Below are 22,627 nucleotides of genomic sequence, written 5' to 3' on the forward strand. Positions count from 1 at the left end.
GACACGTTCTCTTGTAAAAGGACATAAAAGGAATGGAGTGGAATCGAATGGCTGCGATTCATCAAGAAGCAACAACCATCGCGCAAGACGCCAAACAAACGAAGATGGGTCTGCTGCTGGACATACGCAAGAACAAAATGTTATACCTCATGCTGCTTCCGGTCTTGTTGTACTATATCGTTTTTCACTATGGTCCCATGTATGGAGCGATTATCGCTTTCAAGGATTTCTCGCCGAGACTGGGGATTTTGGGGAGCGAATGGGTCGGCTTCGAGCACTTTAAGACGTTCTTTACCGGAGCCTATTTCTGGAGAACGATCAAGAATACAATTTTGATTAGCCTCTATGAACTGATCTTCGGCTTTCCGGCCCCGATCCTATTAGCGCTCTTGTTAAATGAAGTGAAGAATTCCCTGTTTAAGCGTACGGTTCAAACAGTTACTTATATGCCGCATTTCATCTCATTGGTTGTTATCTGCGGTATTGTTAAGGATTTTACCTCAAGCGAGGGTATTATCAACGACCTGATTGCCTGGATCGGAGGAGAGCGGGCTACCTTCCTGCTGGATCCGGATTTGTTCCGACCGATATATGTGTCTTCCGGAATATGGCAGCATATCGGTTGGGGTACGATCATTTATTTAGCCGCATTAACAGGTATTGATCCCGAACAATACGAAGCGGCCCGCATGGACGGCGCCGGGCGCTGGAAGCAGCTGCTTCATGTTACGATTCCGGGGATCATGCCTACGATCGTCATTTTGCTCATCCTGGAGATGGGAAGAATGATGAACGTTGGTTTCGAAAAAATCATACTGCTGTATAACCCCAGCACATATGAAACGGCGGATGTAGTTTCCTCCTATGTGTATCGGGTCGGTCTGCAGGATTTCAATTATAGCTTCAGTTCGGCTGTCGGTCTGTTTAACTCCGCAGTCAATTTCACGCTGCTTGTGTTCTCTAATTGGCTTAGCCGAAGATTAAACGATACGAGCCTCTGGTAAGAAGGAGCAACCATATGAATCGACCAACATTATCGGAAAGATGCTTCGATGCAACGAATGCCCTATTTTTAACCCTATTGATGCTGGTAACGGTATACCCAATCATTTATGTAGCATTTGCATCCGTGAGCGACGCTTCCTTGCTAATGGCTTTCAACGGCATTCTTTGGAAGCCGCTTGGATTTTCACTCGATGCTTATATAAGCGTTTTTGAGAATCCTATGATTTTGAAGGGCTACGGAAATACCTTTTTTGTCGTCCTGACGGGGCTGGTCTTTAACATTCTGCTTACCTCGCTTGGGGCCTATGCCTTGTCGCGCAAAAGCTTGAAGTATCGCAAGCATCTCATGCTTTTTATCGTATTCACGATGTTTTTCAGCGGCGGCTTGATCCCCTTTTATTTGACAGTGAAGGGAGTCGGGCTGGCCAACACGTTGTGGGCGCTGATCATCCCTCAGGCCATCAATACCTTTAACCTGATTCTGATGAAAACAGCCTTTGAGGCGATTCCCGATGCGCTGGAGGAGTCGGCGAAGATGGATGGCGCCAACGACTTCGTCATTCTGTTTCGGATTATTCTTCCCTTATCGATGCCCGTTATTGCGGTTATGCTCTTATATTACGGAGTCAGTCATTGGAATTCCTGGTTTCACGCGCTGATCTTCCTGCAGGACCGCTCCATGTATCCGCTTCAGTTGATTCTCAGAGAGATTTTGCTGCAGGGGGAAGCCAGCTCCATGGCTGTCGGCGCTTCGGCGACGGATGTAGTGATGTTATCCGTTACTTTAAAATACGCCACAATCATTGTGGCTACCGTACCTATTCTGCTTGTATATCCTTTTCTTCAAAAATACTTTGTGAAAGGCGCCTTAATTGGAGCCATTAAAGGGTAGACAGGGGATAACTGAACTTACAGCTGCAGCACGGAATCGGGACCAAACGGCTACCCCCGAGTTTCCGGGCATCCGATGGGGTACACCCTACAACCGCCGGCCACACACTCATCGCCAAAGCATGGCTTCAAGCGATGAGTGTGCATATATTCGAATAAAGCTGCGAGAATGGCCAGATCGAGGAAAGGAGGTAGAAAGCGAGTAAGCATTTCCTTTTAAAATCAATCGAAAAGGATGTGTAAAACAGTGAAAAAACAAAAGCAGCTCTTCTCTTTCCTTTTATGCTTCTGCATGATGCTGTCCCTGATGCCCATGGCTGCTCATGCGGCCGATGCCAAGCTAACCGTCGTGTCTGCGAATGTAACGGCAAGTGCCGACGATGGGAACGTTCCCGGGAATACCGTTGACGGAAACTTAGCGACCCGATGGTCTGCAAGCGGAGACGGGCAGTGGATTCAATACGATTTGGGATCAAATAGAAAGGTATCCTATGTGAAAATAGCGTTTCTTAACGGGGATTCCAGAACCTCAACCTTCGATATTCAAACCTCTACGGATCAAGTTAGCTATACCACGGTAAGCGCTAATGTAACCAGCAGCTTAAGCGCGGCTCTTCAGACCTTTGACTTTCCCGATGCGGATCCCGTCCGGTATGTGCGAATCGTAGGGCACGGTAACTCCGTCAATGCTTGGAACAGCTATACCGAGGTAGAGATTTATGGAGACACCTCCAATGCATCCGCGAAATTCTCAATCCCCGGCACTTCCGTGACAGCCAGTGCCGACGACGGGAATGTACCGGCCAATACGGTGGATGGAAGCCTTTCGACCCGATGGTCCGCGAGTGGCGACGGGCAGTGGATCCAATACGATTTGGGATCAAATAAGAAGGTTGATTATGTGAAAATCGCTTTTTTAAACGGCGATACTCGGACCTCTACCTTTGATATCCAAGCCTCTACGGATAACATCAGCTTTACCACGATAAGTGCTAATGTAACGAGCGCCCTCAATGCATCTCTTCAGACCTTCGACTTTCCCGATGCGGATCCCGTCCGGTATGTGAGAATCGTAGGGCACGGGAACTCCGTTACTGCATGGAACAGCTATACGGAGGTAGAAATTTATGGGGGGGCTTCAAGCGGTTCCGGCGGTTCCGGCAGTACGGTTCAGGTTTCGACGTCTTCCCAATTAAGCTCTGCATTAACGAATGCGAGCGCCGGTACCACGATTGTGCTCGCCAACGGAACCTATACGCAGAGTACGCCTTTCACTATCAGCGGAAAGCAGGGTACGTCTTCTGCCCCTATTACGATAAAAGCCGCCAATCAGGGGCAGGCCGTTATTTCCGGAGGTGCGGCAATTCACATAACAGGCTCATCCTATGTCACGGTGGAAGGATTGAAATTCACAAATACCGGGAACACTGCCGTTCTTCTGGACGGGTCCAATCATATCCGCATTACTCGGAATACCTTCGCCCTTGCAGCTACCGGAGGGGACCTCATCTGGCTTCAGGTCAGCGGAAGCAACAGTCATCATAACCAAATCGATCACAACGACTTTGGGAATAAAAGCGATACTGCACCGCTTATCGCCTATCAAGGCGATGGGAACGGGAACGTCTCGCAATACGATGTGATCGAGTATAATTACTTCCACGATGTAGGACCTTGGGTTGCTAACGGGAAGGAGACCATCCGTTTAGGGTTATCCTCCGTTTCCCTCTCGAACGGCTATAATACGATCCAATACAATCTTTTTGAGAATACGGACGGAGAGCCGGAGATCGTTTCCGTGAAGAGCGGCAACAATACGGTCCGTTACAATACCTTCAAAACCTCCAAGGGCGGGCTTACCTCGAGACACGGTCACAGTAATAGCTTTTACGGCAACTTCTTCCTTGGGGACGGAGTAGAAAGCGCTCAAGACGGTATTCGGATCTATGGTAACGACCATAAGATTTATAATAACTATATGGAGAAGCTGACAGGCAAGGCGATTCTGCTTGATAGCGGCGATTATGACGGCGGCTCCGGCGGGTACCCGTCCAATCCGTCCTCAAGTGATTTAACGGCACAATGGAAAATCTATCGCGCCCATGTTGTAAACAATACCATTGTAGACAGTGCCACAGGAATTATCGTGGGCTCCGGCAAGACCTATGCGCCTCAGGATAGCAGAGTTGCGAATAATATTGTAAGAAACACAACAGGTACGCTTTACAACGAGGCTGCAACGACGAACACCGTGTTTGAAGGCAATATCGGATATGGCAGCACCGTAACCAATAAGGCGAGAACCAGCGCCGAAATTTGGAACACGAATCCGCTCTTCACAACGGTGGGCGGTTTACAGAAGCTATCCTCATCTAGTCCGGCGATCAATTATGCGAAGGGAACCTACACGTATGTTACAAAGGATATGGACGGGGAAACGCGTTCTGCGAACGATTCGGGAGCCGATGAACGCTCCAGTGCAACGACATTCCCAGTCCGTCCTCTAACGGCATCGGATGTTGGCCCTCTCGCTCCTTAATGGAGTTGATTTCAGGTGTGCCGCTTTAGCGGCACGCCTGACTTTTTGCTTAGGATGTAACGAATGGGAGGTAACCGGTCTTGGGAACGTTGTTCTTGCGGGGTGGAGACCTTCCGCAAGCTAAACGCATTGTTTTTGTAGGCGATAGTATCACAGATAACGGCTTGTACATTGCCTTTATGGAGGCTTACTTTTTACAACATATGCCGGAGCGGGAGCTTACCTTCGTTAATCTCGGAGTAAGCAGCGAAACGGTATCGGGCCTCAGTGAAAAAGCCCATCCATGGCCGCGTCCTTGCCTGCATGACCGGCTTGAGCGAGTGCTTCGAGAGAGCAAGCCCGATTGGCTCGTATTCCTCTACGGTATGAACGACGGAATTTATCATCCGTACTCTGAGGATCGCTTCAGGGCATATCAAGAAGGTATGCTCGCAGCAATTAGCAAGGCTAGGCCATCGGTGGAGAAGATCATCGTTCTTACTCCCACTCCGTACGACCATTCGTCCAGGCTGAGGCACCTGGGACCAAACATCAATGAAAACGACAGCCCCAGCTGGAGGTTTCCTGACCCGAGCTACAATGAAGTTTTAAGCCGCTATGCCGATTGGGTACTGAGTCTTCCTGTCCTGGGAGAGGCAGACGCGGCGATCAACATTTATGACCCGCTCCGCAGGGACTTGGAGCACAGACGCCGGAGGGAGCCGGAATACATGTATGGCGACGGGATTCACCCGAATGCCCATGGGCACTGGAGCATCGCCCAAACGCTGCTAAGCCGATTGTTCAATATCACCTTGGAACGTATTCCTGACTACGTGAATGAGCCGAACACCGTACCTTGGTTTCGGAAAACTATAGAACGCCATCGTCTACTCAGTACTGCCTGGAAAGAGCATGTCGGTCATAGTCATGTGAACAAGGCTGACGCGAAGCCGCTTCCAGAAGCGCTAATGCTTGGGGAACGCCTTCGGAAGGAAATTGCAGCCGCGGCATGCTTCGAATTAGAGAAAAACGGGCTTACTCAACCCATGACCACCGATTGGCATGGATATACGCAATATCAATTTTATTTGTCGGGAAGAGAGGCCCTTGTGGTCGCACCTAAGCAGGAGGCTGCAGGCAGGCCGTGGGTTTGGCGAACGGAGTTTTTTGGCGCTTTCGCAACGGCGGACCTGGCATTGCTCGAGCAGGGGTGGCACATCGCTTATATTCGGCTAAGCCATCTGTATGGCTGTCCCTTTGCGGTTCGCAGGATGGAAGACTTTCGAGCCCGGGTTGTCGACCGTTTCGGCCTTGCTTCCAAGGCGGCGTTATTCGGCTTCAGTCGGGGGGGCCTGTATGCCGTCAATTATGCTGCTGTTTATCCCGAGCACGTTATGGCCCTTTACTTGGACGCTCCTGTTCTGGACCACCGCAGCTGGCCGGGCGGTAAAGGAGCGGGAATAGGCTCTCCCACTCATTGGGAGGAATGCTTGGCGGTGTACGGAGTATCGGAGGAGCAAGCAATACCTGAGGAGAGCCGGCCGCTTGCTAGTGCGGGTAGGCTGGCCAATGCCGGCATCCCGGTCCTTTTAATCGCAGGGGATGCCGACACCGTCGTTCCTTACCCAGAGAATGGGGAGCTCTTCGAGCGCCAATACCGTGAAGCAGGCGGCACCATCACCGTAATAGTTAAAAGAGGGATCGGTCATCATCCTCACAGTTTGGAAAATCCGGAGCCTATTGTTCGGTTTCTAAACGGGGCGATGCAGCACGGAACAAAAGAGGGGAGAAACTCGCATGATTAAAAACCAAATTCAATGGGATACCTTTCTGGCACGTCACGATATGACCTGGTCGGTCAAACCGATTTCTTGGGAGGAAGGGGCTTTTATCGGTAATGGGATGATAGGAGCCATGGTCTATAGTGAAGAGCATCGAAACAAGCGGAATATAGTTCGCTTCGTGCTAGGCCGCTCGGACGTAACGGCCGGCAAACCTAAAGGAGAATTCACTCCCAGGGTACCTGTAGGCGAGCTGCATCTTGAATTGACCGGCTGGTATTATCAGCCTTCAAGCATTCGAATCGATCTATGGAATGCGGAGCTGCGTGCGGAGATTACTACGACGGTAGGGAATGTAAGGGTACGCGCTTTCGTCCACAGCAGGGAGCCGGTACTCGCGGTTGAACTGGAAACAAGTGAAAGCGAGCAGGGGACCCGGCTGCAGTGGTATCCGCATAATGAAGTGGATCCCGTATTGAAGAATGCCGATGGCTTCAACCTGAACCAATTTATTCCTGCCACGCAGGTTTCCAAGCACACCTCGGACGCTGGCGTTTCTGTTGGAGTACAATCGTTCGAGTACGGCGGCGGCTGCACAACCGCTTGGCTGGTGGATGAAATTGATTGCAACCGGCGGCGGCTGTGGCTCTCTGTAATGAATGGTGATGATGCCTCCTCAAGGGAAAAAGCGGAGAGGGCTGTAGTTCATGCTGCCTCCCAACCGTGGGAGGAATGGCTGGAAGCTCACCGCAGCTGGTGGCACGATTACTATCGTCAAAGCTTTGTATCCATTCCGGATACGCTGCTTGAAGGCTTTTATTGGATTCAGATGTATAAGCTCGCAGCCGCTACGCGTTCCGACGGCATGATTATCGATAATCAGGGACCATGGCTCGCACCGACACCGTGGGCCGGTGTTTGGTTCAATATGAACGTGCAGATGAGCTATTCCCCGGTGTACACATCAGGTCGGCTGGAAATAGGCGAATCGTTGGTAAAAGCTTTTCGGGATCGCATGGAGCAATTGATCCGCAATGTTCCCGAGCGGTACCGGCACGACTCTGCGGGACTCGGTCGCAGCATGAGCTATGATCTGGCGGCCCCTGTCGGCGCTGAAGTGGGCAATTTGGCCTGGGTATGCCATAACCTGTGGCGCCACTATAGACATTCGATGGACCAGGAGCTGTTGAAGGATCTGCTTTATCCGCTGCTGAAGCGAACAGTTCAGTACTACCTGCATCTGCTGGAAGAGGGGGAGGATGGCAGGCTTCACTTGCCTCCCATGATTTCTCCGGAATACGGGTCCTTTCTTCAGCTCAAGGTACCGGATACGCATTATGATCTCGCTCTACTCCAATGGGGCTGCCGGACGCTCCTGCGTGTCTGCGAGATTCTCCAGGTTGAGGATCCAACTCGTGAAAGGTGGATGGAAACCTTGGAGCGTCTCACGCCACTGCCGACAGACGAAACAGGTTTTATGATCGGCAGGGATCAGCCGCTTGAGTTCGGACATCGGCACTTCAGTCATCTGATGGCCGCCTTTCCGCTGCATATCATGAGCGGGGATACGAAGGAAGAGCGTGAGTTGATCATCCGGTCCCTGCGGCATTGGCTTTCCCGCGAGGGGGACCTGCGCGGGTTCACGTTTACGGGAGCGGCATCCCTGGCTGCGAAGGTCGGCGAGGGAGATGAGGCTTTGAAATACGTGCACACTTTAATGCACATGCTCAAGTCGAATACCATGTATAAAGAGGCGGGCCCCGTTATAGAGACGCCGCTTGCGGGAGCGGAGGCTCTTCACGATATGCTTCTGCAGAGCTGGGGCGAGGAGATTCGCGTCTTCCCGGCTGTTCCCACCGACTGGCAGGAGGCGGTGTTTCACAACCTGCGGGCCGAAGGCGCATTCCAGGTAAGTGCCGTTCGCACAGGCGGGAAGACGTCGTGGATCAGGGTCAAAAGCTTGGCCGGAGGGACTTGCCGGATCAAGACCGATATGACCGGAGACATCGGTATAGCCGGCGTCCCTGCCGAAGCGGTTCGATGGGTCGCTCCCGGCGTCTATGAGCTCAAGCTGTCAGTTGACGAAGAGGTCGTTCTTTACCATGCAGGCTGCACAGAATCTGACTCAGGAAATGAAGCTTGGGAAGTCAAGCCCCTTCCAGCGGTTCATCACTTGTGCGGATACTTTGGAGGCCGCAAGCCTTGGCGTCTGTACGGGATACCGATTTCGTGATGTGAACGGAAGGAGAAGCAGCATGCATTCAAGTCATGGATTTCGTGACATTCGAAACAGACTTATCGACCTGGATAGGTCATGGATCTTAAGGAGGGCGGAGCAGGCACTCCGTTCGGAAATAAGGCACATTACCGATGAACAGGCAGATAAAAGTGAAGGCGGACCGCATGATTATTATTCGAACGGCGATTACTGGTGGCCCCATCCGGATACCCCGGACGGGCTGCCCTACGTCAAGCGGGACGGGGAGTCGAACCCGAACAATTTTAGCGCCCATCGGCTGATCCTTCGGGACATGCGAACGAACACGGCACATTTGGCCGCCGCATACGCAGTAACCAAAGAATCGAAATATGCTGAGCGGGCGGTACGATGGCTCAAGGAATTTTTCCTCGATGAGGATACACGGATGAATCCGCATTTGCTTTACGCTCAGGCCATTCCCGGCATTTGCCCCGGGAGAGGCATCGGGATCATTGATACGCTGCATCTGATTGATATCCCGCAGGCGATTCTCGCGCTGCAGGGCTCGGCCCCACTTGCGGAGGAGATTCTTTCCGGCTTACAACGCTGGTTTGCCGATTATTTATGCTGGATGACAACCCATCCTTACGGCCTGGAAGAACGCAATACGGACAATAACCACAGCATCTGCTGGCATGTACAAGCAAGCGTGTTTGCCGGCTTCACCGGCAACGAAGAGATGCTGGCGTATTGCCGCGACAGGTATAAACGTATCCTGCTGCCCGGCCAAATGGAGCATGACGGAAGCTTTCCCCGAGAGCTTGCTCGTACCAAGCCGTACGGCTACTCCATCTTTGCGTTAGACAACATGGCAACGTTATGCCATATTCTATCCACCCCTTCGGACAATTTGTGGAACTATGAGCTTCCGGACGGACGGGGTATACGTAAAGGCTTTGCTTATCTCTTCCCCTATCTTGTCGACAAGGGACGTTGGCCCTACCCACCGGACATTGAGCATGATGAGGGCTGGCCGGCAAGAATTTCCGGCTTATTATTTGCCGGCTTGGGACTTGGTAAGGCGGAATACATATCCCTCTTTGAATCTCTGGAGCGTGACCCGGAGGATAAGGAAATACGAAGAAACATCGCTATTCGCCAGCCGATTTTATGGTTATAACATCCGGATTCAGAGAGGAGCAGTCATATGAAAGCCATATTGGTTGGACTTGGGTCCGCCGGGTTTAGCTGGTATACAAGGCTGAAGAACCAGGGGCTGTTAGTCGCTGTTGTGGAAACCAATTCTTCCCTGAAGCCGAAGATGGGTAACGACCCGTACCCCTTTTACACCTCACTGGAGGAGGCGCTTGAGAAAGAAGAGGCGGACTTCCTCGTGAACGTGACCTCGCCTATGGCTCATACATCGGTCAACCATGCAGCCTTCGATCGGAAGCTACCGGTGCTTTGCGAGAAGCCGATCTCATTTGATTACGAAGAGTCGGTGGACATTGTAAAGCGAGCGATGCGGGAGGGAATTCCCTTTATGATCGCTGAGAATTATCGCCGTTTTCCCTATATTCGAAGGGTAAAGCGATTGATAGATGAAGGCTTGATAGGGCAGGTTGCATCTATTGATATCCGGTTTCATCGCTACCATCAGGTGCATCGCAATTATACGGTCAGCTTATTGGATGATATCGGCGTGCACCACTTCGATATGATCCGGTACTTGACCGGAGCCGAGGGAAAACGGATTGCCGCTGAGCTGTATGCGCCGTTAAACGGATGGGGAGAGTCCGGAGCCGATCTCAATGCCGAGGCATGGATTGAACTCGAGGGGGGCATTCGTGCTACGTATTCCGGAACGATAGCTTCTCGGAGCAGGCAAACTCCATGGTGTGGACAGCTGCGTATGGAGGGCAGTGATGGCGCACTGGAACTAACGGATCAAGTAATTTCCTTATACCGAGGGGGACATACCGAAACCTTCAGTGATCATAGCGCATTTGCAGCAAGCGATACGTTGACCGAGTTCCTTTCCTCCCTACGAGGAGAGAGGGAGGCGGAATCGAGCGGAAGGGACTACTTGCATACGCAAGCTCTTGTTCATTATGCCAAGCTGGCGAGCGAAAAGAGGCAGTGGACGGACATTGAGTTGCCGCTTAGGACTTGAGCGACATAACTTAACAAGGGAAGATGGGGTGAGAAAATACAATGGCAGCACTTATTTGGCAGCAGCATGCTTCCGGAGTATGGCGGGGAACGATAGGAGAACCATCCGTGCTTTCACCCGTTAGCTGGATGAACCGGGAGCCGAAGTACGAAGCATTGCATCAGTTAGGAGATATGCCTCTGCCTTTCTCTATGGAAGAGCTACGATTAGATTACGTAGGCGCCATGCCGATCTTATCCTTCCCTCTGACGGAGCAGGAAGCCATTTACGGGATGGGACTGCAGTTTGCCCGAATGAACCAGCGTGGAAGAACCAGATTCCTTCGTGTAAATAGCGATCCTAAGCAGGATACGGGAGAAACTCACGCGCCGGTGCCCTTCTTTGTATCGGACCGCGGTTATGGTGTACTGATCGATACTTCACGAGTGCCGACCGTATACTGCGGCTCAACCGTGCATATCGATGATAACGGCCCGGAGGCGGCGCGGGACCGGAATACGGATAAGGCTTGGAGGGCCACTCCGCTGTCCAGCCGAATGGAGGTACGTCTTCCCGAGGAAGGGGCCACGGTTTATTTATTTAGCGGACCGACGGTAGTCGATGTGGTGAAAAGATACAATCTGTTCTGTGGGGGAGGAACCTTACCGCCCCGATGGGGGCTTGGCTTTTGGCACAGGGTACCGAAGCTGTACAGTGACAAGATGACCTTAGCGGAAGCGAGAGAGTTCCGCGAGCGCGCTATTCCCTGTGACGTCATTGGTTTAGAGCCGGGCTGGCACAGCAGAAGCTATCCTGTCACTTATGAATGGTCAGAGGAGCGTTTTCCCGACCCTTCCGAATTCGTGAGCAGCATGGAGCAGCTAGGCTTTCGAATTAACCTTTGGGAGCATCCGTACATTTCCCCGGATGCCTCTATTTTTGAGGCGATGAAACCGCTATCGGGAAGTCACACGGTGTGGGGCGGCTTGGCTCCCGATTATACCTTGAAGGCTGCGCAGGAGCTGTACATGAATCAGCATATAGAGCAGCATGCCAGTATCGGTGTATCGGGATATAAGCTTGACGAATGCGATGGGAGCGAGCTTACGAATCATTCGTGGATGTTTCCGGCTCACGCAACCTTCCCTTCCGGCGCCGATGGGGAGCAGATGAGGCAGATGTACGGTCTTCTTTTTCAGAAAATGACTTCCGACCTGTATCGGAAGCATAACCGTAGAACCTACGGTCTGGTTCGAGCCTCTAACGCGGCGGCATCCACCCTGCCTTATGTGCTCTACTCAGACTTGTATGACCATAAACAGTTCATTCGTGCACTGAGCAACGCTTCCTTCAGCGGTATTCTCTGGACTCCGGAGGTACGTAAGGCGGATAACAGTGAGGAATGGGTGCGTCGCATGCAATCCGTATGCTTCTCGCCTATGGCCATGCTGAACGCGTGGGGAGACGGTACCAAGCCCTGGTCTTTCCCGGAGGTGGAGCCTATCATTCGGCACTATATCGAGCTTCGCATGCGGCTGCTGCCTTATTTCTATACGGCATTCGCGCGATACCGCTTCGAAGGTCTTCCTCCGTTTCGCGCCATGCCGCTGGCCTTTGAAACCGCCGATCAATACCGTAAAGCCGCATCAAAAACCGGCTTTGATCATGGAGAAGTGCTCAATACGACGGACGCCGCCTACGGAAAACAAAGGATCAAGGAATGGGACGATCAATTCCTTATCGGAGATGACCTGCTCGTAGCCCCGATGTTTTCAGGTGAGCAAGGGCGGGACGTTTTGCTGCCGCCGGGTGGATGGTACGGCTTCGAAACAGGAATACGCTACGAGGGTGATCAGGTTGTGCATGTTCAAGCTCCGCTCGAGCTGATTCCGATCTTCGTTCGCGAGGGAGCTGTCATTCCCATGATGCCTGTCAGACAGCATGCACCGAACGGTACGGAGCGCACTCCGTTGGAATGGCTCCATTTCGGCAATGTGCCGGGCCGCGGAATGTTGTTTGATGACGACGGCGAGTCGTTTGATTATGAACGGGGCAAGCATATTTGGCAGTATGCGGAGGTTACGGTGGATGAACAAGGAGACCTCTTATTCGAGATGAAGGAACAAGCCGGGGCTGCGGATGCGGTCTCCTCTTATAGTTCCGTAACCTGGAGGCTGGGCTTAAAGAGCATTAACTAACTAGGAGGAGATCTGTGGTGATCGTTCGTAACTACCTGCATGCCGAGTATATGATGGAGAAGAGTCACAAAGGCAATGGTCTGGTGAAAAGCGTGAGATTGTATGATAGCAGCGATTTTGATACCGCATTGAAGTTTTTCTACTATACTGAGATTCCGCCGCAGGCGTCCATCGGCTACCACACTCACGGTCAAGATGAGGAGATCTATGTCATTATAGAAGGCCGCGGTCGGATGTCGGTTAACGGGGAAATGCGGGAGGTAGGACGCGGGGATGTGCTGCTAAATAAACCGGGCTGGAGTCATGGATTGGAAAATCACACGGATGCTCCTTTACGCATTCTTGTTTTTGAGGCAGTTATTACTACATAACCATGATTACGCTCCATGGAGAAAGGAGGAAGCCCTTGCGACGCATAGGGCTTCCTCCTTTTGTTGCTTTAGAACGGCTTCATCCGCCGGAGCCGGAGCGTTCAAGCTTCCTGTAGGCACGAGGGGAGAGACCCGACAGCTTTTTGAACACCTTGCCGAAATGAGAGAAGTTTTCAAAGCCGCAGTGCTCCGACACCTGCGTGACGCTCCAATCCGTTTCCCGCAGAAGACGCTCGGCTTCCTTGATTCGGGTAATATTCACGTACTCGGTGAAGCCAAAGCCGGTGACCTCCTTGAATACACGGCATAAGTGACCTTTGCTGATAAAAAATTGCTTGGTCAGGAGGTCCAGGTGCAGAGGTTCTCTAAAATGCAGATTAATGTGGCGAACGATATCCGTAACCTTTCGCTGGACGGGCGTAAGCTCTACATCAGGCTGGGCCTTGCGCTTCAGAATGTGTCTCGCCGCGAACAACAGTACTTCGTTAGCCATGTTTCGGATGTGCAGCGGATAACCCGGGGGACGTTCGTTAAGCTCATTCAAGAGAGAGATAAGCAGGGCTTCCAATTGCATTTGTTCCTGCATATTTAGCCTGACAAACGGGTAGCCCCCGGAGAAGGGAGCAAGCAGCAGCTCTTTATCCTCCTGTGGGTAACCATTGAAAAAGGACGGATTAAAATGAAAGACGATACGCTCATGATTGGGCTCGCTGATCTCGGAGGTTCTATGCAGGGCATAGGAGTCTACCAGCATCATGTCGCCTGGGCGAATATGATATACGGAATCCTTGATAAAATAATTTCTTTCCCCGCGTAACAGGTAAAACACTTCATACTCTATATGGTAGTGGCTGGTGTTCATGGAATAATGCCCGATTCTGCGGTCGAATTCGATCCAAAGCGGATCATTCCTCGACCCGAAGCGCAGCATGCCGGGCAGCGATGCAATCGTCATGAAGGGCTCCTTTGATTAATGAATGATTCATATATTCATTATATCAATATATGCGGGGTTTGGGGAATGATTGTCCATATAAGCGGGGAAATAATTCGCATTTTATGATAGTCTTCTCGATAAAGCGAAATGGCTGTAGGGGTAGAGCTTTGTCAAAAGGAGATGGGTGAAATGCGTAAATTTGAATGCAATGAAAATGAAGTGAAAGAGCTTATTGACCGTGTTGTCCGCAGAACGATGAATATGGATTTTACCTGGAACTGGTCCTGCGGAGTTGCCTATTACGGAATATCCAAAGCGTGGGAAGTAACCGGCAATCAAGAATATATTGATTTTCTGGTCCAATGGGTGGACGAATACTTGGAGCTGGGCCTGCCGCCTATGATGGTCAATGCGTGTGCCATGGGGCATACGATGCTGACTCTGCATGAAGCCACAGGCGACTCTAAATATCTTGATTTAGCGCTGGTAAAGGCCGAGTATCTTCGCAAGGATGCCATCCGGTTCGGAGAAGGCGTATTCCAGCATACGGTGTCCTCCAAAAATGATTTTCCGGAGCAGGCGTGGGCGGATACGCTGTTTATGGCAGCTTACTTCCTGCTCCGGCTGGGCTTTAAGCTGGACAACAAGGACTATATTGACGATGCCTTGAATCAATTTTACTGGCACGAGGAATACCTGCAGGACATGAAGACGAACCTGTTCTATCATGCTTGGGACAATGTCAGACAAGACCATTTGTCCGGTATTTACTGGGGCAGAGCGAATGCATGGGCTGCGTATACGATGGCACAAGCTTACAAAATGCTGAATCCCTTCATGCCGATGTGGATGAAGCTCGGCGATGCGCTTCGGGATCAATTGAGCGCTTTGGTAAGACTGCAGACTCCGGATGGGCTCTGGCGGACGGTATTGACCGATGAAACCTCGTATACCGAAACATCAGCCTCCGCGGGCATTGCCGCAGCTTTGGTCATCAATGGGCATCCGCTGCACCAAAATGCGATTGCCAAAGCCTATGACGGCATCTTGGCCAACATAGACGAAGACGGCTCCGTTCGGAACGTATCGGCAGGCACGGCGGTAATGTACTCTGCGGAAGACTACAAGGCGATTTCCAGGAAGAGAGTTCAGGGATGGGGGCAAGGATTAACCTTGGCGTACCTTGTGGCTCTGCTTCAAAATAAGGAGCTTGTCAGCAAAATATAAGCACTATAATTCTTAGCCTGTCAGCTGTCTGACAGGATTATAAACTTCAGGGTGGAAAAGTTTTCCACCCTGTTTTTGTTTTTGGTATGGTAACGAGTCTAGAGACGAACATTGAGAAATGTATGGAAATAGAACATTTCTTTGTTTCACATTCCTGGAAATAGGCCTAAATAGAACAGAACAACGGATTTCATGCCAAACCCCTTTCCATCTTTAATCACGTGCTATAATATTTTTGAGGTGAGGGGGGCGGTCACGTGCTGAGAAATTTAAACAGATTATGGCCCGATACATTAAAATATCGTTTGTTTATAGCGTGTCTGCTGTTACTACTTTTGCCGTTTAGCGCCTTGAATATCTATAATTTCCAAAAAATTGAGTCTGTTGTTCAGAAAAAGATCAGCAAACAAAGTCGCGATCAGCTGGAAAGGATGCACCGAACCGTCCAAGACCATATAAGCATCGCTTTTAAGACGCTCATCTTCCTGGAGCAGGATTCTCTCGTGAAGTCGATTCTTGACAACCCGGCAAGATTCAATCCGCTGGAGAACAAAGCGCTAATTGAAGAAAAATTTTTGAATCTGAATAACAGCTTCTTCTTGTACAACTCCAATGTATATTTCACGGTTCTTGATTTTCACGGTAATGTGTATACCTCCTATCCTTCGAGGCGTTCCCTCAACTATGAGGAGATCATGGCAAGCCCGAGGTTCCGTGAAATCCGCACGAGTAAAACACCGATTGTTTGGGTGCCGAGTGACGAGAACAATGTGTCTAGGGATCTCTCGAAGAGCCCGTACTTATTATCCGTTTACGCGTTGCTGCGAGATCATAATAATGCCGTTTACGGTATCGCACGGATCAGCATTGATTATGCCTATTGGTTTCAAACCTTTTTAAAGCCGGCGTCGGATCTTGGACAGGACTACTTCATCGTAACGCGCAGCGGGGAGGTGGTGACCCAATCGAATCCGCAGGCGCAAGCCGTAACGGCCAAGGCGATTAAGCAAATCGCATCGGACCCGGAGGCCGAGGGCTATACGGTGGATGCGGCTTCCGGCGCGCTGCTCAACTACAGCTATATCGAATCCTTGGATTGGTATATCGTTAACCGCATCCCGCTGCCCATTTTATTTAACGAGATCGAGGTGCTGAAACGTCAATATTTCAGCATGTTTTTTCTTTTGGCGGGTGCCTTTATTCTCGTCGCGTTCCTGATTGCGCATACGATCACCCGGCCGCTCTCGCAGCTGCAGATCAAGATGCGGCAGGCCGCGCATAGTAATCTGAAGGTTCGTATTCCCGAGCAAAAATACAAGGGAGAAATTCTCGAATTAACCCGTACGTTCAATACGATGCTGGTCGATATGGATGAATTGATTCAAAGGCTGTGGGCGGAGGAAAGGCAGAAGGACGCCGTCCGCTTTCAGATGCTGCTGGCGCAAATGAATCCGCATTTTCTGCTGAATACGATGAACACGATGAAGTGGATCGCCTTGCGCCGTGACTGTGAGGACATCGCCGATATGTGCGTATCCTTGGGCAGGCTGCTTGAAATGAGCTTAAACACCGACGTCGACCTGATTCACCTTAAAGAAGAAATTATGCTGACGCAGGCATTCGTTTTTATCCAGCAAACCCGATATAAGGACCGCTTTGATATTCGCTATGAATATGATACGAGGCTTGACTATGCGCTTGTTCCGAAATTCAGTCTGCAGCCGCTCGTAGAGAATGCCATTCAGCATGCCTTTCTCGAAGCGACGGGCGATCAACGCGTGACGATCCGAGTGAGTGAAACGGAGCGGAGAATGCTGCAGATCGAAGTGGAGGATAACGGAATCGGCTTTGACAAGGCTCGTGAGCTTCAGAGCAAACGGAAAAGACCGGGCATCGGACTTACGAATATCCGTGAACGATTAAAGCTCCTGTTTAAAGAGCAGGGCTCACTCGATATCGTCGAACTGGAGCAAGGGACGCTGATTCGGATGGTGATTCCTTACTTGTTATCCATACCTTATGCTGTGGAGACTTCGAATTCTATTCAAACGGAGGCAAACCGGGATGTGGAAAGTACTGCTGGTGGAGGATGAGGTGTTCGTTCGGGAGTCAGTGAAGGAGCTTATCCGCTGGGAGGAGATGGGATTTACGGTGGTGGGCGAGGCGGGGGACGGCGCCAAGGCGTTGGAGCTGATTACGGCGGAGCCTCCGGATCTGGTATTGTCCGACATCGTTATGCCCAAGATGGATGGCATCGAGTTGTTGAAGGAAACGCGTAGAGCAGGCATCCAAAGCCGTTTCGTGATGCTGACCTGCTTGGGGGATTTCGAATACGTGCGGCAGGCAATGGAGTACGGAGCGTCCAATTATATTTTAAAATTATCGATGAGTGTCAAGGATTTGCGGGATACGCTGCAGAAGATTCGCTTGGAGCTGGAGAAAACAGCACCGACAGTCAAGGAGTCTGAGGCTGCTTCGGCGAAGGACAAGATCAAGCATCCCGAAGTGAATAAGATCATTCAATATATTGAAGAGCATTATCAAGAGGAAATCACCGTGAAGCAGTTGTCGCAGCAGGTCATGATGGGGGAAAACTACGTGAGTACCTTGTTCAAGAAGAAGACGGGCAAAACGATCATCCATTATTTGCATGAGCTGCGCGTCAAGAAGGCCATTGAGTATTTGCTGCATACCGATATGACAGTCAGTGAAATCGGCATCAAGGTCGGATTTTTTAACGATAACTACTTTATTAAAATATTCAAGCGCATGACCGGCTCCACGCCAAACCAATACCGTAAGAGCGAAAGCTCCGAATAACACCTGAAACGACCGTCCGGGCAGCCGGGCGGTTTTTGTCTTGCGCAGCCAGAACGAATAGAACAAATCTACAAAGCCTGACCAGCCCAAATTGTGAGGTTTTGTATCATAAATCAAAAGGTTTTGTTCATTATGCCCGGCATCGTTCCTTGCTACAATGGGGTCAATAAGCGAATGGGGTGAAGCAAGTGAAAGGCAACTGGATGAAACGTCAGCAAATGATGGGCTACCTATTTATTGGACCCAATATGCTCGGTGTCCTCTTGTTCTATATTGTACCGGCGATAACGTCCTTTTTTCTCATGTTTACGAATTATCAGTTTATGAACCCGAAATTCGAGTTTGTCGGCTTGGCTAACGTGAAGCGGCTGCTGCAGGATGAGCTGTTTTATTTATCGATGAAAAACACGGCGATCTTCCTGCTGTCCGTCCCCGTCTCGATCGGGCTGGCTTTTCTCGTAGCGGTTGTGTTGAACCGGTCCGTGTATCTGGTCAAGCTCCTTCGGGCCTTGTACTTTATGCCTTACATTACGAGCGGCGTGGCCGTGGCATTCGTCTGGATGCTTTTGTTCCATGCCAAGCTGGGTCCGATTAACGGTTTCCTGCGGGAGATCGGCATCGCGAATCCGCCGGGCTGGCTTTCCTCTACGGAAACCTCCATGTATGCCATCGATATCATCTGGATCTGGTTCATGCTCGGGTACAACATGATCATTTACTTGGCTGCACTGCAGGAAATCTCTACCGAGCAGCTGGAAGCGGCCAAGATGGACGGGGCGAAGCCTTGGCAGATCGTTAGGAGCATCGTATGGCCGCTCGTTAGTCCGACGACGTTCCTGCTGCTGATTACCGGCTTGATTATGTCCGTTAAGACGTTCGGTATTATTCAGGCGATAACGCAGGGCGGTCCGGGCAACAGCACGACGGTGCTCTCGCTCTTCGTATACCAGAATGCCTTCCGTTATTACGAGATGGGCTATGCCTCAACCATTTCCTGGGCGTTGTTTCTGGTGATTCTGCTGATCACGCTCTTTCAATGGTGGGGGCAGAAACGATGGGTTCACTATTAAGCAGTCAGGTAGGAGGATTAGGTTATGATAAAACCACAAGCTGAGATGCGCCGGCTTCCGCAGGCCTTTGCAAGTGAAAGACTCGCGCATCGCCCCATGCTCACCAAGCTGCTCGCCACGTTCGTCATGCTGTTTCTCGGAGTGTTGATGGTCGTTCCGTTTCTGTGGATGATCAGCACCTCCTTTAAGAGTCCGGCGGAGGTGTTCGAGTATCCGATCCGCTGGATACCGGCGGAGCTGTCATGGGCGCACCATGTGAAGGTTTGGATGGGGAGCGATACCTTCTTTACTTACTATTTGAATTCCCTCAAGGTAGCGATCCTTGGAACGGCCGGGGCGACCTTCCTGTCGGCCTTCGCGGCGTACGGCTTTGCCAGGATGGAGTTCAAGGGACGCGAGCCGCTGTTTGTCGTCTACTTATCCATGATGATGATTCCCCCGCAGGTGCTGTTCGTACCGAAATTTATGATGTTCGAATGGGCGGGAATTTACAACACGCATTGGGCACTGATTTTGCCCGGAATGTTTACGGTATTCGGAGTGTTCATGATGCGGCAGTTCATGCTCTCGATTCCGATTGAAATTTCAGAGTCCGCCTTTATCGATGGCGCCGGTCACCTCCGCATCTTCTTCCGGCTCATTTTGCCCTTGGCCAAGCCGGCATTGGCAACCTTAGCCATCATCGATTTCTCCTGGCATTGGAACGATTATGAGAATGCGCTGGTCTTTCTGATCGACCGGGATTTGTATACCGTTCCGCTGGGACTTCAAAATTTTATATTGGAAAATACGATCGATTACAACGGCATGATGGCGGCCGCTACAGCCGGGATCGTACCGATGATCCTCGTGTTCTTGCTCGGCCAACGCTTTATTATTCAGGGCATTTCCAATTCGGCGGTGAAAGGATGAGGAGGTCCAGGCTATGATTCACATGAATAACGTTGAACTGCATAACGTGGAGGAACTCCCCGTTATAGAGGGGCGGCCCGGTAGGCTGCTTCAACGAATTCCGAATCGCGTGCTGCATGCGCTTCGGGAGCCGGCCCAAGCGATATACCGCAGAGCGGCGGGCTGCGAGATTCGATTCGTCAGCGATTTGGAGCCTGTAGGAGTGCAGCTCGCGAGCTATAACGGCGACAGTATCGCCACCGTATATATCGGCGATTATTTCGTCAGCCAGCATGTAATCACGCAGCAGGCGGTCACACTTCATCTGGAATTGCCATCGCCTTATTTCCTGGCCATGGAGGCAGGTCAGAAGCTCCAATATGCGTTCTCGCCGAAGGTATGGCGCATTATGCTGCAGGGAGGGGAGGTGCATCTTCTGGATGTTCAAGGGGCAAGCCTTCGTCCGCCTGCGCCCGAGGAGCTTCCCGCACGCCGATACCTGGCCTATGGCACCTCCATTACACAGGGGGTGTCGGCGACAAGCGCGGAATTAACGTATGTATCGCAGGCCGCTTGGTGCTTAAAAGCCGATGCGATCAATCTTGGAGTCGCAGGCAATGCTTATTGCGAGCCCGCAATTGCGGACTATATCGCCGACCGAAACGACTGGGACTTCGCCTCCTTGTGCATCTCGGTCAATATGCTGAACCAGGGCGTATCCGTGGAGGAGTTTGAAGGGAGGGCGGAGGCGATGGTCCGGCGGATTGCAGCCGGGCAGCCGAATAAGCCGCTCCTTTGCATCGGGCTGATTCCACTTTTCATGGATCAGGGTTTCCTGTGGCCGGATAAGGATCCGGTCTCAACACCGGGGGCTTACAGAGAGGCGCTGCAGACGATCGTGCGGAGGCTTCAATCCGAGCATGTTCATTATGTCGACGGCCGCGAGCTTTTCGGATACGGTTTTTACGGCATGTCGCACGATTTACTGCATCCGGGCAACAACGGCATGATTGAAATGGGACGCAATTTGGCTCGATATTTCGAGCAATGCGGCATGGTCGATGGCACTGCTTCCAGCTTGAAAGGAGGGATGCCCCAAGAAGGGATTCGATCACAGGCAGACGGAATGATAAAGTAAAGATACGGCATTTATTCTCGGGAGGTCATAAAGGTGAAAAAAACAAAGTCCGCAGGTTTGCTTGCTATGGCATTAATGATGGTGCTTCCGGCTTGTAATAGCGCTTCGACGGATACGGCGCAAACAGGCTCCGCCAAGCCGGTTTCGAAAGAAGCCGTTAAGCTTAAGATGTGGGGCGGCGTACCGCCGGAGTCCGGTCCCCAGGCGGTTGTGGATGCGTGGAACGCAGCGAATCCTGACATCCAGGTATCGTATGAAAGATATGTCAACGACGATTCCGGTAATCTCAAGCTCGATACCGCGCTACTGACCGGACAGGATGTCGATTTATTCGTTTCCTACACGGGAACAGCCTTGAAGAAAAGAGTGGATTCAGGAGTTGCCCTGGATCTGAGCCGTTATGCCGGCGAGTATGATATCGAGGCCAAAATGGGGGCTGCGGCAAAGGATTGGCAAGTAGGCGGAAAGTATTACGGTATCCCTACCGTGAGAAGCCCTTTCTTTGTCTGGCTTAATAAAGATTTGCTGGATCAGGCGGGACTTAAGGTTCCGACCTCTTGGACGTGGAATGAAATGAAGGAGTACGCGACCAAGCTCAAGACGGATAGCCGATTCGGACTGGTGCAGCATTTGGAGGTATACCCGGATCCAATGGATTCGGTATTGGTGAAGCAGGGCTATACGAAGCAAGGCGGGGGCTCCAATCTGGATCATCCGTTGGTTGGGGATTGGCTCCAGCTGTTGAATACGATGATGAACGAGAAGAGCACGCCGAAGCTCGGCGAACAATTAACGACGAAGATGCCGGTGGAAACGATGTTCCTGAAAGGGGAAGCTTCGATGCTGAATGCCGGATCGTGGATCTTCCGCAGCTCGAACAACCTGAAGGATAATCCGCGTTCGTTCAAAATTGCTTTCGCCCCGGTCCCTCGTTTGGCTAGCAGCCAGAATGAGTATGTAACCAGAGGCGGACTCGGTGACTTTGTGTCCATCAACGCGAAGTCGAAGCATCAGGCCGAAGCCTGGAAGTTCTTGAAATGGTACGCCGACGGCGGATTGATGCCGCTTGCCGCAGGGGGACGAATTCCGGCCTCTAAGGAGGCGAAGGCGGATGACGCGCTTAAGCTGCTGCTTGCCGGCAATGACAGCACATATGATATTGCTTCTCTTAAATACGTGCTCTTCGAGGATCAGACTCCGATCTATTCCCGAAGCGTCCCTCAGCAGGTGATGGATCTTCGCAGGGAAGAATACGAGAAGTTTTTCCTGGGCAATCAGGATGCGGCAGCGACGTTGTCTTCCATGGTCAAGCGACATAACGATTTTCTTAAAACGAATAAATAATTGAACGCTTACAAGAGAAAGAGGGATGCCGAACAAGGTTCTCTCTTTCTATTTTCCAAATTCATAGGGGGGGAAATAAGT

Annotated in this window: 17 protein-coding genes; 16 read left to right on the plus strand and 1 reads right to left on the minus strand. The window is 51.3% G+C overall.

What is annotated here, in order from left to right:
- Positions 1–47 precede the first annotated feature (47 nt).
- From RAC89_RS19320 to RAC89_RS19360, 9 genes are all read left to right on the plus strand, one after another.
- Positions 48–1,004: an ABC transporter permease gene (locus RAC89_RS19320; RefSeq protein WP_306616138.1), complete on the plus strand. Its 957-nt coding sequence runs from the start codon at positions 48–50 to the stop codon at positions 1,002–1,004.
- Positions 1,005–1,018: 14 nt separating this feature from the next.
- Positions 1,019–1,897, plus strand: coding sequence for a carbohydrate ABC transporter permease (locus RAC89_RS19325; protein ID WP_306615337.1), 879 nt, complete (start codon positions 1,019–1,021; stop codon positions 1,895–1,897).
- A 246-nt stretch (positions 1,898–2,143) separates the two neighbouring features.
- A complete protein-coding gene (locus tag RAC89_RS19330; protein ID WP_306615338.1) occupies positions 2,144–4,435 on the plus strand; it encodes a chondroitinase-B domain-containing protein in 2,292 nt (763 codons plus the stop codon).
- Positions 4,436–4,515: 80 nt separating this feature from the next.
- Positions 4,516–6,222, plus strand: coding sequence for an SGNH/GDSL hydrolase family protein (locus tag RAC89_RS19335; RefSeq protein ID WP_306615339.1), 1,707 nt, complete (start codon positions 4,516–4,518; stop codon positions 6,220–6,222).
- Complete coding sequence (locus tag RAC89_RS19340; RefSeq protein ID WP_306615340.1) at positions 6,215–8,431, plus strand: glycosyl hydrolase family 95 catalytic domain-containing protein; 2,217 nt, start codon at positions 6,215–6,217, stop codon at positions 8,429–8,431. The genes RAC89_RS19335 and RAC89_RS19340 overlap by 8 nt, the downstream gene beginning before the upstream one ends.
- A gap of 22 nt (positions 8,432–8,453) precedes the next feature.
- On the plus strand, positions 8,454–9,578 hold the full coding sequence (locus RAC89_RS19345; protein ID WP_306615341.1) for an alginate lyase family protein: 1,125 nt from the start codon (positions 8,454–8,456) through the stop codon (positions 9,576–9,578).
- Between the two features lie 27 nt (positions 9,579–9,605).
- Positions 9,606–10,571, plus strand: a complete 966-nt coding sequence (locus RAC89_RS19350; RefSeq protein ID WP_306615342.1) for a Gfo/Idh/MocA family protein — start codon at positions 9,606–9,608, stop codon at positions 10,569–10,571.
- 41 nt (positions 10,572–10,612) lie between these two features.
- Positions 10,613–12,748, plus strand: coding sequence for a TIM-barrel domain-containing protein (locus tag RAC89_RS19355; protein WP_306615343.1), 2,136 nt, complete (start codon positions 10,613–10,615; stop codon positions 12,746–12,748).
- Positions 12,749–12,765: 17 nt separating this feature from the next.
- Entirely contained in the window at positions 12,766–13,119 is a 354-nt protein-coding gene (locus RAC89_RS19360; protein ID WP_306615344.1) for a cupin domain-containing protein, read from the plus strand.
- Between the two features lie 79 nt (positions 13,120–13,198).
- Here the strand turns inward: RAC89_RS19360 and RAC89_RS19365 are convergent, their stop codons facing one another.
- A complete protein-coding gene (locus RAC89_RS19365) occupies positions 13,199–14,074 on the minus strand; it encodes a helix-turn-helix transcriptional regulator (protein WP_306615345.1) in 876 nt (291 codons plus the stop codon).
- Positions 14,075–14,245: 171 nt separating this feature from the next.
- Between RAC89_RS19365 and RAC89_RS19370 the strand changes: the two genes are divergently transcribed.
- From RAC89_RS19370 to RAC89_RS19400, 7 genes are all read left to right on the plus strand, one after another.
- Positions 14,246–15,283 (plus strand): glycoside hydrolase family 88/105 protein, encoded by a 1,038-nt coding sequence (locus RAC89_RS19370; RefSeq protein ID WP_306615346.1) that lies wholly within the window; start codon positions 14,246–14,248, stop codon positions 15,281–15,283.
- 431 nt (positions 15,284–15,714) lie between these two features.
- Positions 15,715–17,376, plus strand: coding sequence for a sensor histidine kinase (locus RAC89_RS19375; RefSeq protein ID WP_373429969.1), 1,662 nt, complete (start codon positions 15,715–15,717; stop codon positions 17,374–17,376).
- The gene (locus tag RAC89_RS19380) at positions 17,348–18,103 is read left to right on the plus strand and encodes a response regulator transcription factor (RefSeq protein WP_306615348.1); all 756 of its coding nucleotides are present in this window, start codon (positions 17,348–17,350) and stop codon (positions 18,101–18,103) included. The genes RAC89_RS19375 and RAC89_RS19380 overlap by 29 nt, the downstream gene beginning before the upstream one ends.
- 188 nt (positions 18,104–18,291) lie before the next feature.
- Entirely contained in the window at positions 18,292–19,173 is an 882-nt protein-coding gene (locus RAC89_RS19385; RefSeq protein ID WP_306616139.1) for a carbohydrate ABC transporter permease, read from the plus strand.
- A 96-nt stretch (positions 19,174–19,269) separates the two neighbouring features.
- Complete coding sequence (locus RAC89_RS19390; RefSeq protein ID WP_306616140.1) at positions 19,270–20,085, plus strand: carbohydrate ABC transporter permease; 816 nt, start codon at positions 19,270–19,272, stop codon at positions 20,083–20,085.
- Positions 20,086–20,098: 13 nt separating this feature from the next.
- Entirely contained in the window at positions 20,099–21,202 is a 1,104-nt protein-coding gene (locus RAC89_RS19395) for a GDSL-type esterase/lipase family protein (RefSeq protein WP_306615349.1), read from the plus strand.
- 33 nt (positions 21,203–21,235) lie between these two features.
- Positions 21,236–22,546: an ABC transporter substrate-binding protein gene (locus RAC89_RS19400; protein ID WP_306615350.1), complete on the plus strand. Its 1,311-nt coding sequence runs from the start codon at positions 21,236–21,238 to the stop codon at positions 22,544–22,546.
- Positions 22,547–22,627: the final 81 nt, after the last annotated feature.

It is taken from the genome of Paenibacillus sp. GD4 (assembly GCF_030846225.1).
Classification (GTDB): Bacteria; Bacillota; Bacilli; order Paenibacillales; family NBRC-103111; genus Paenibacillus_G; species Paenibacillus_G silviterrae.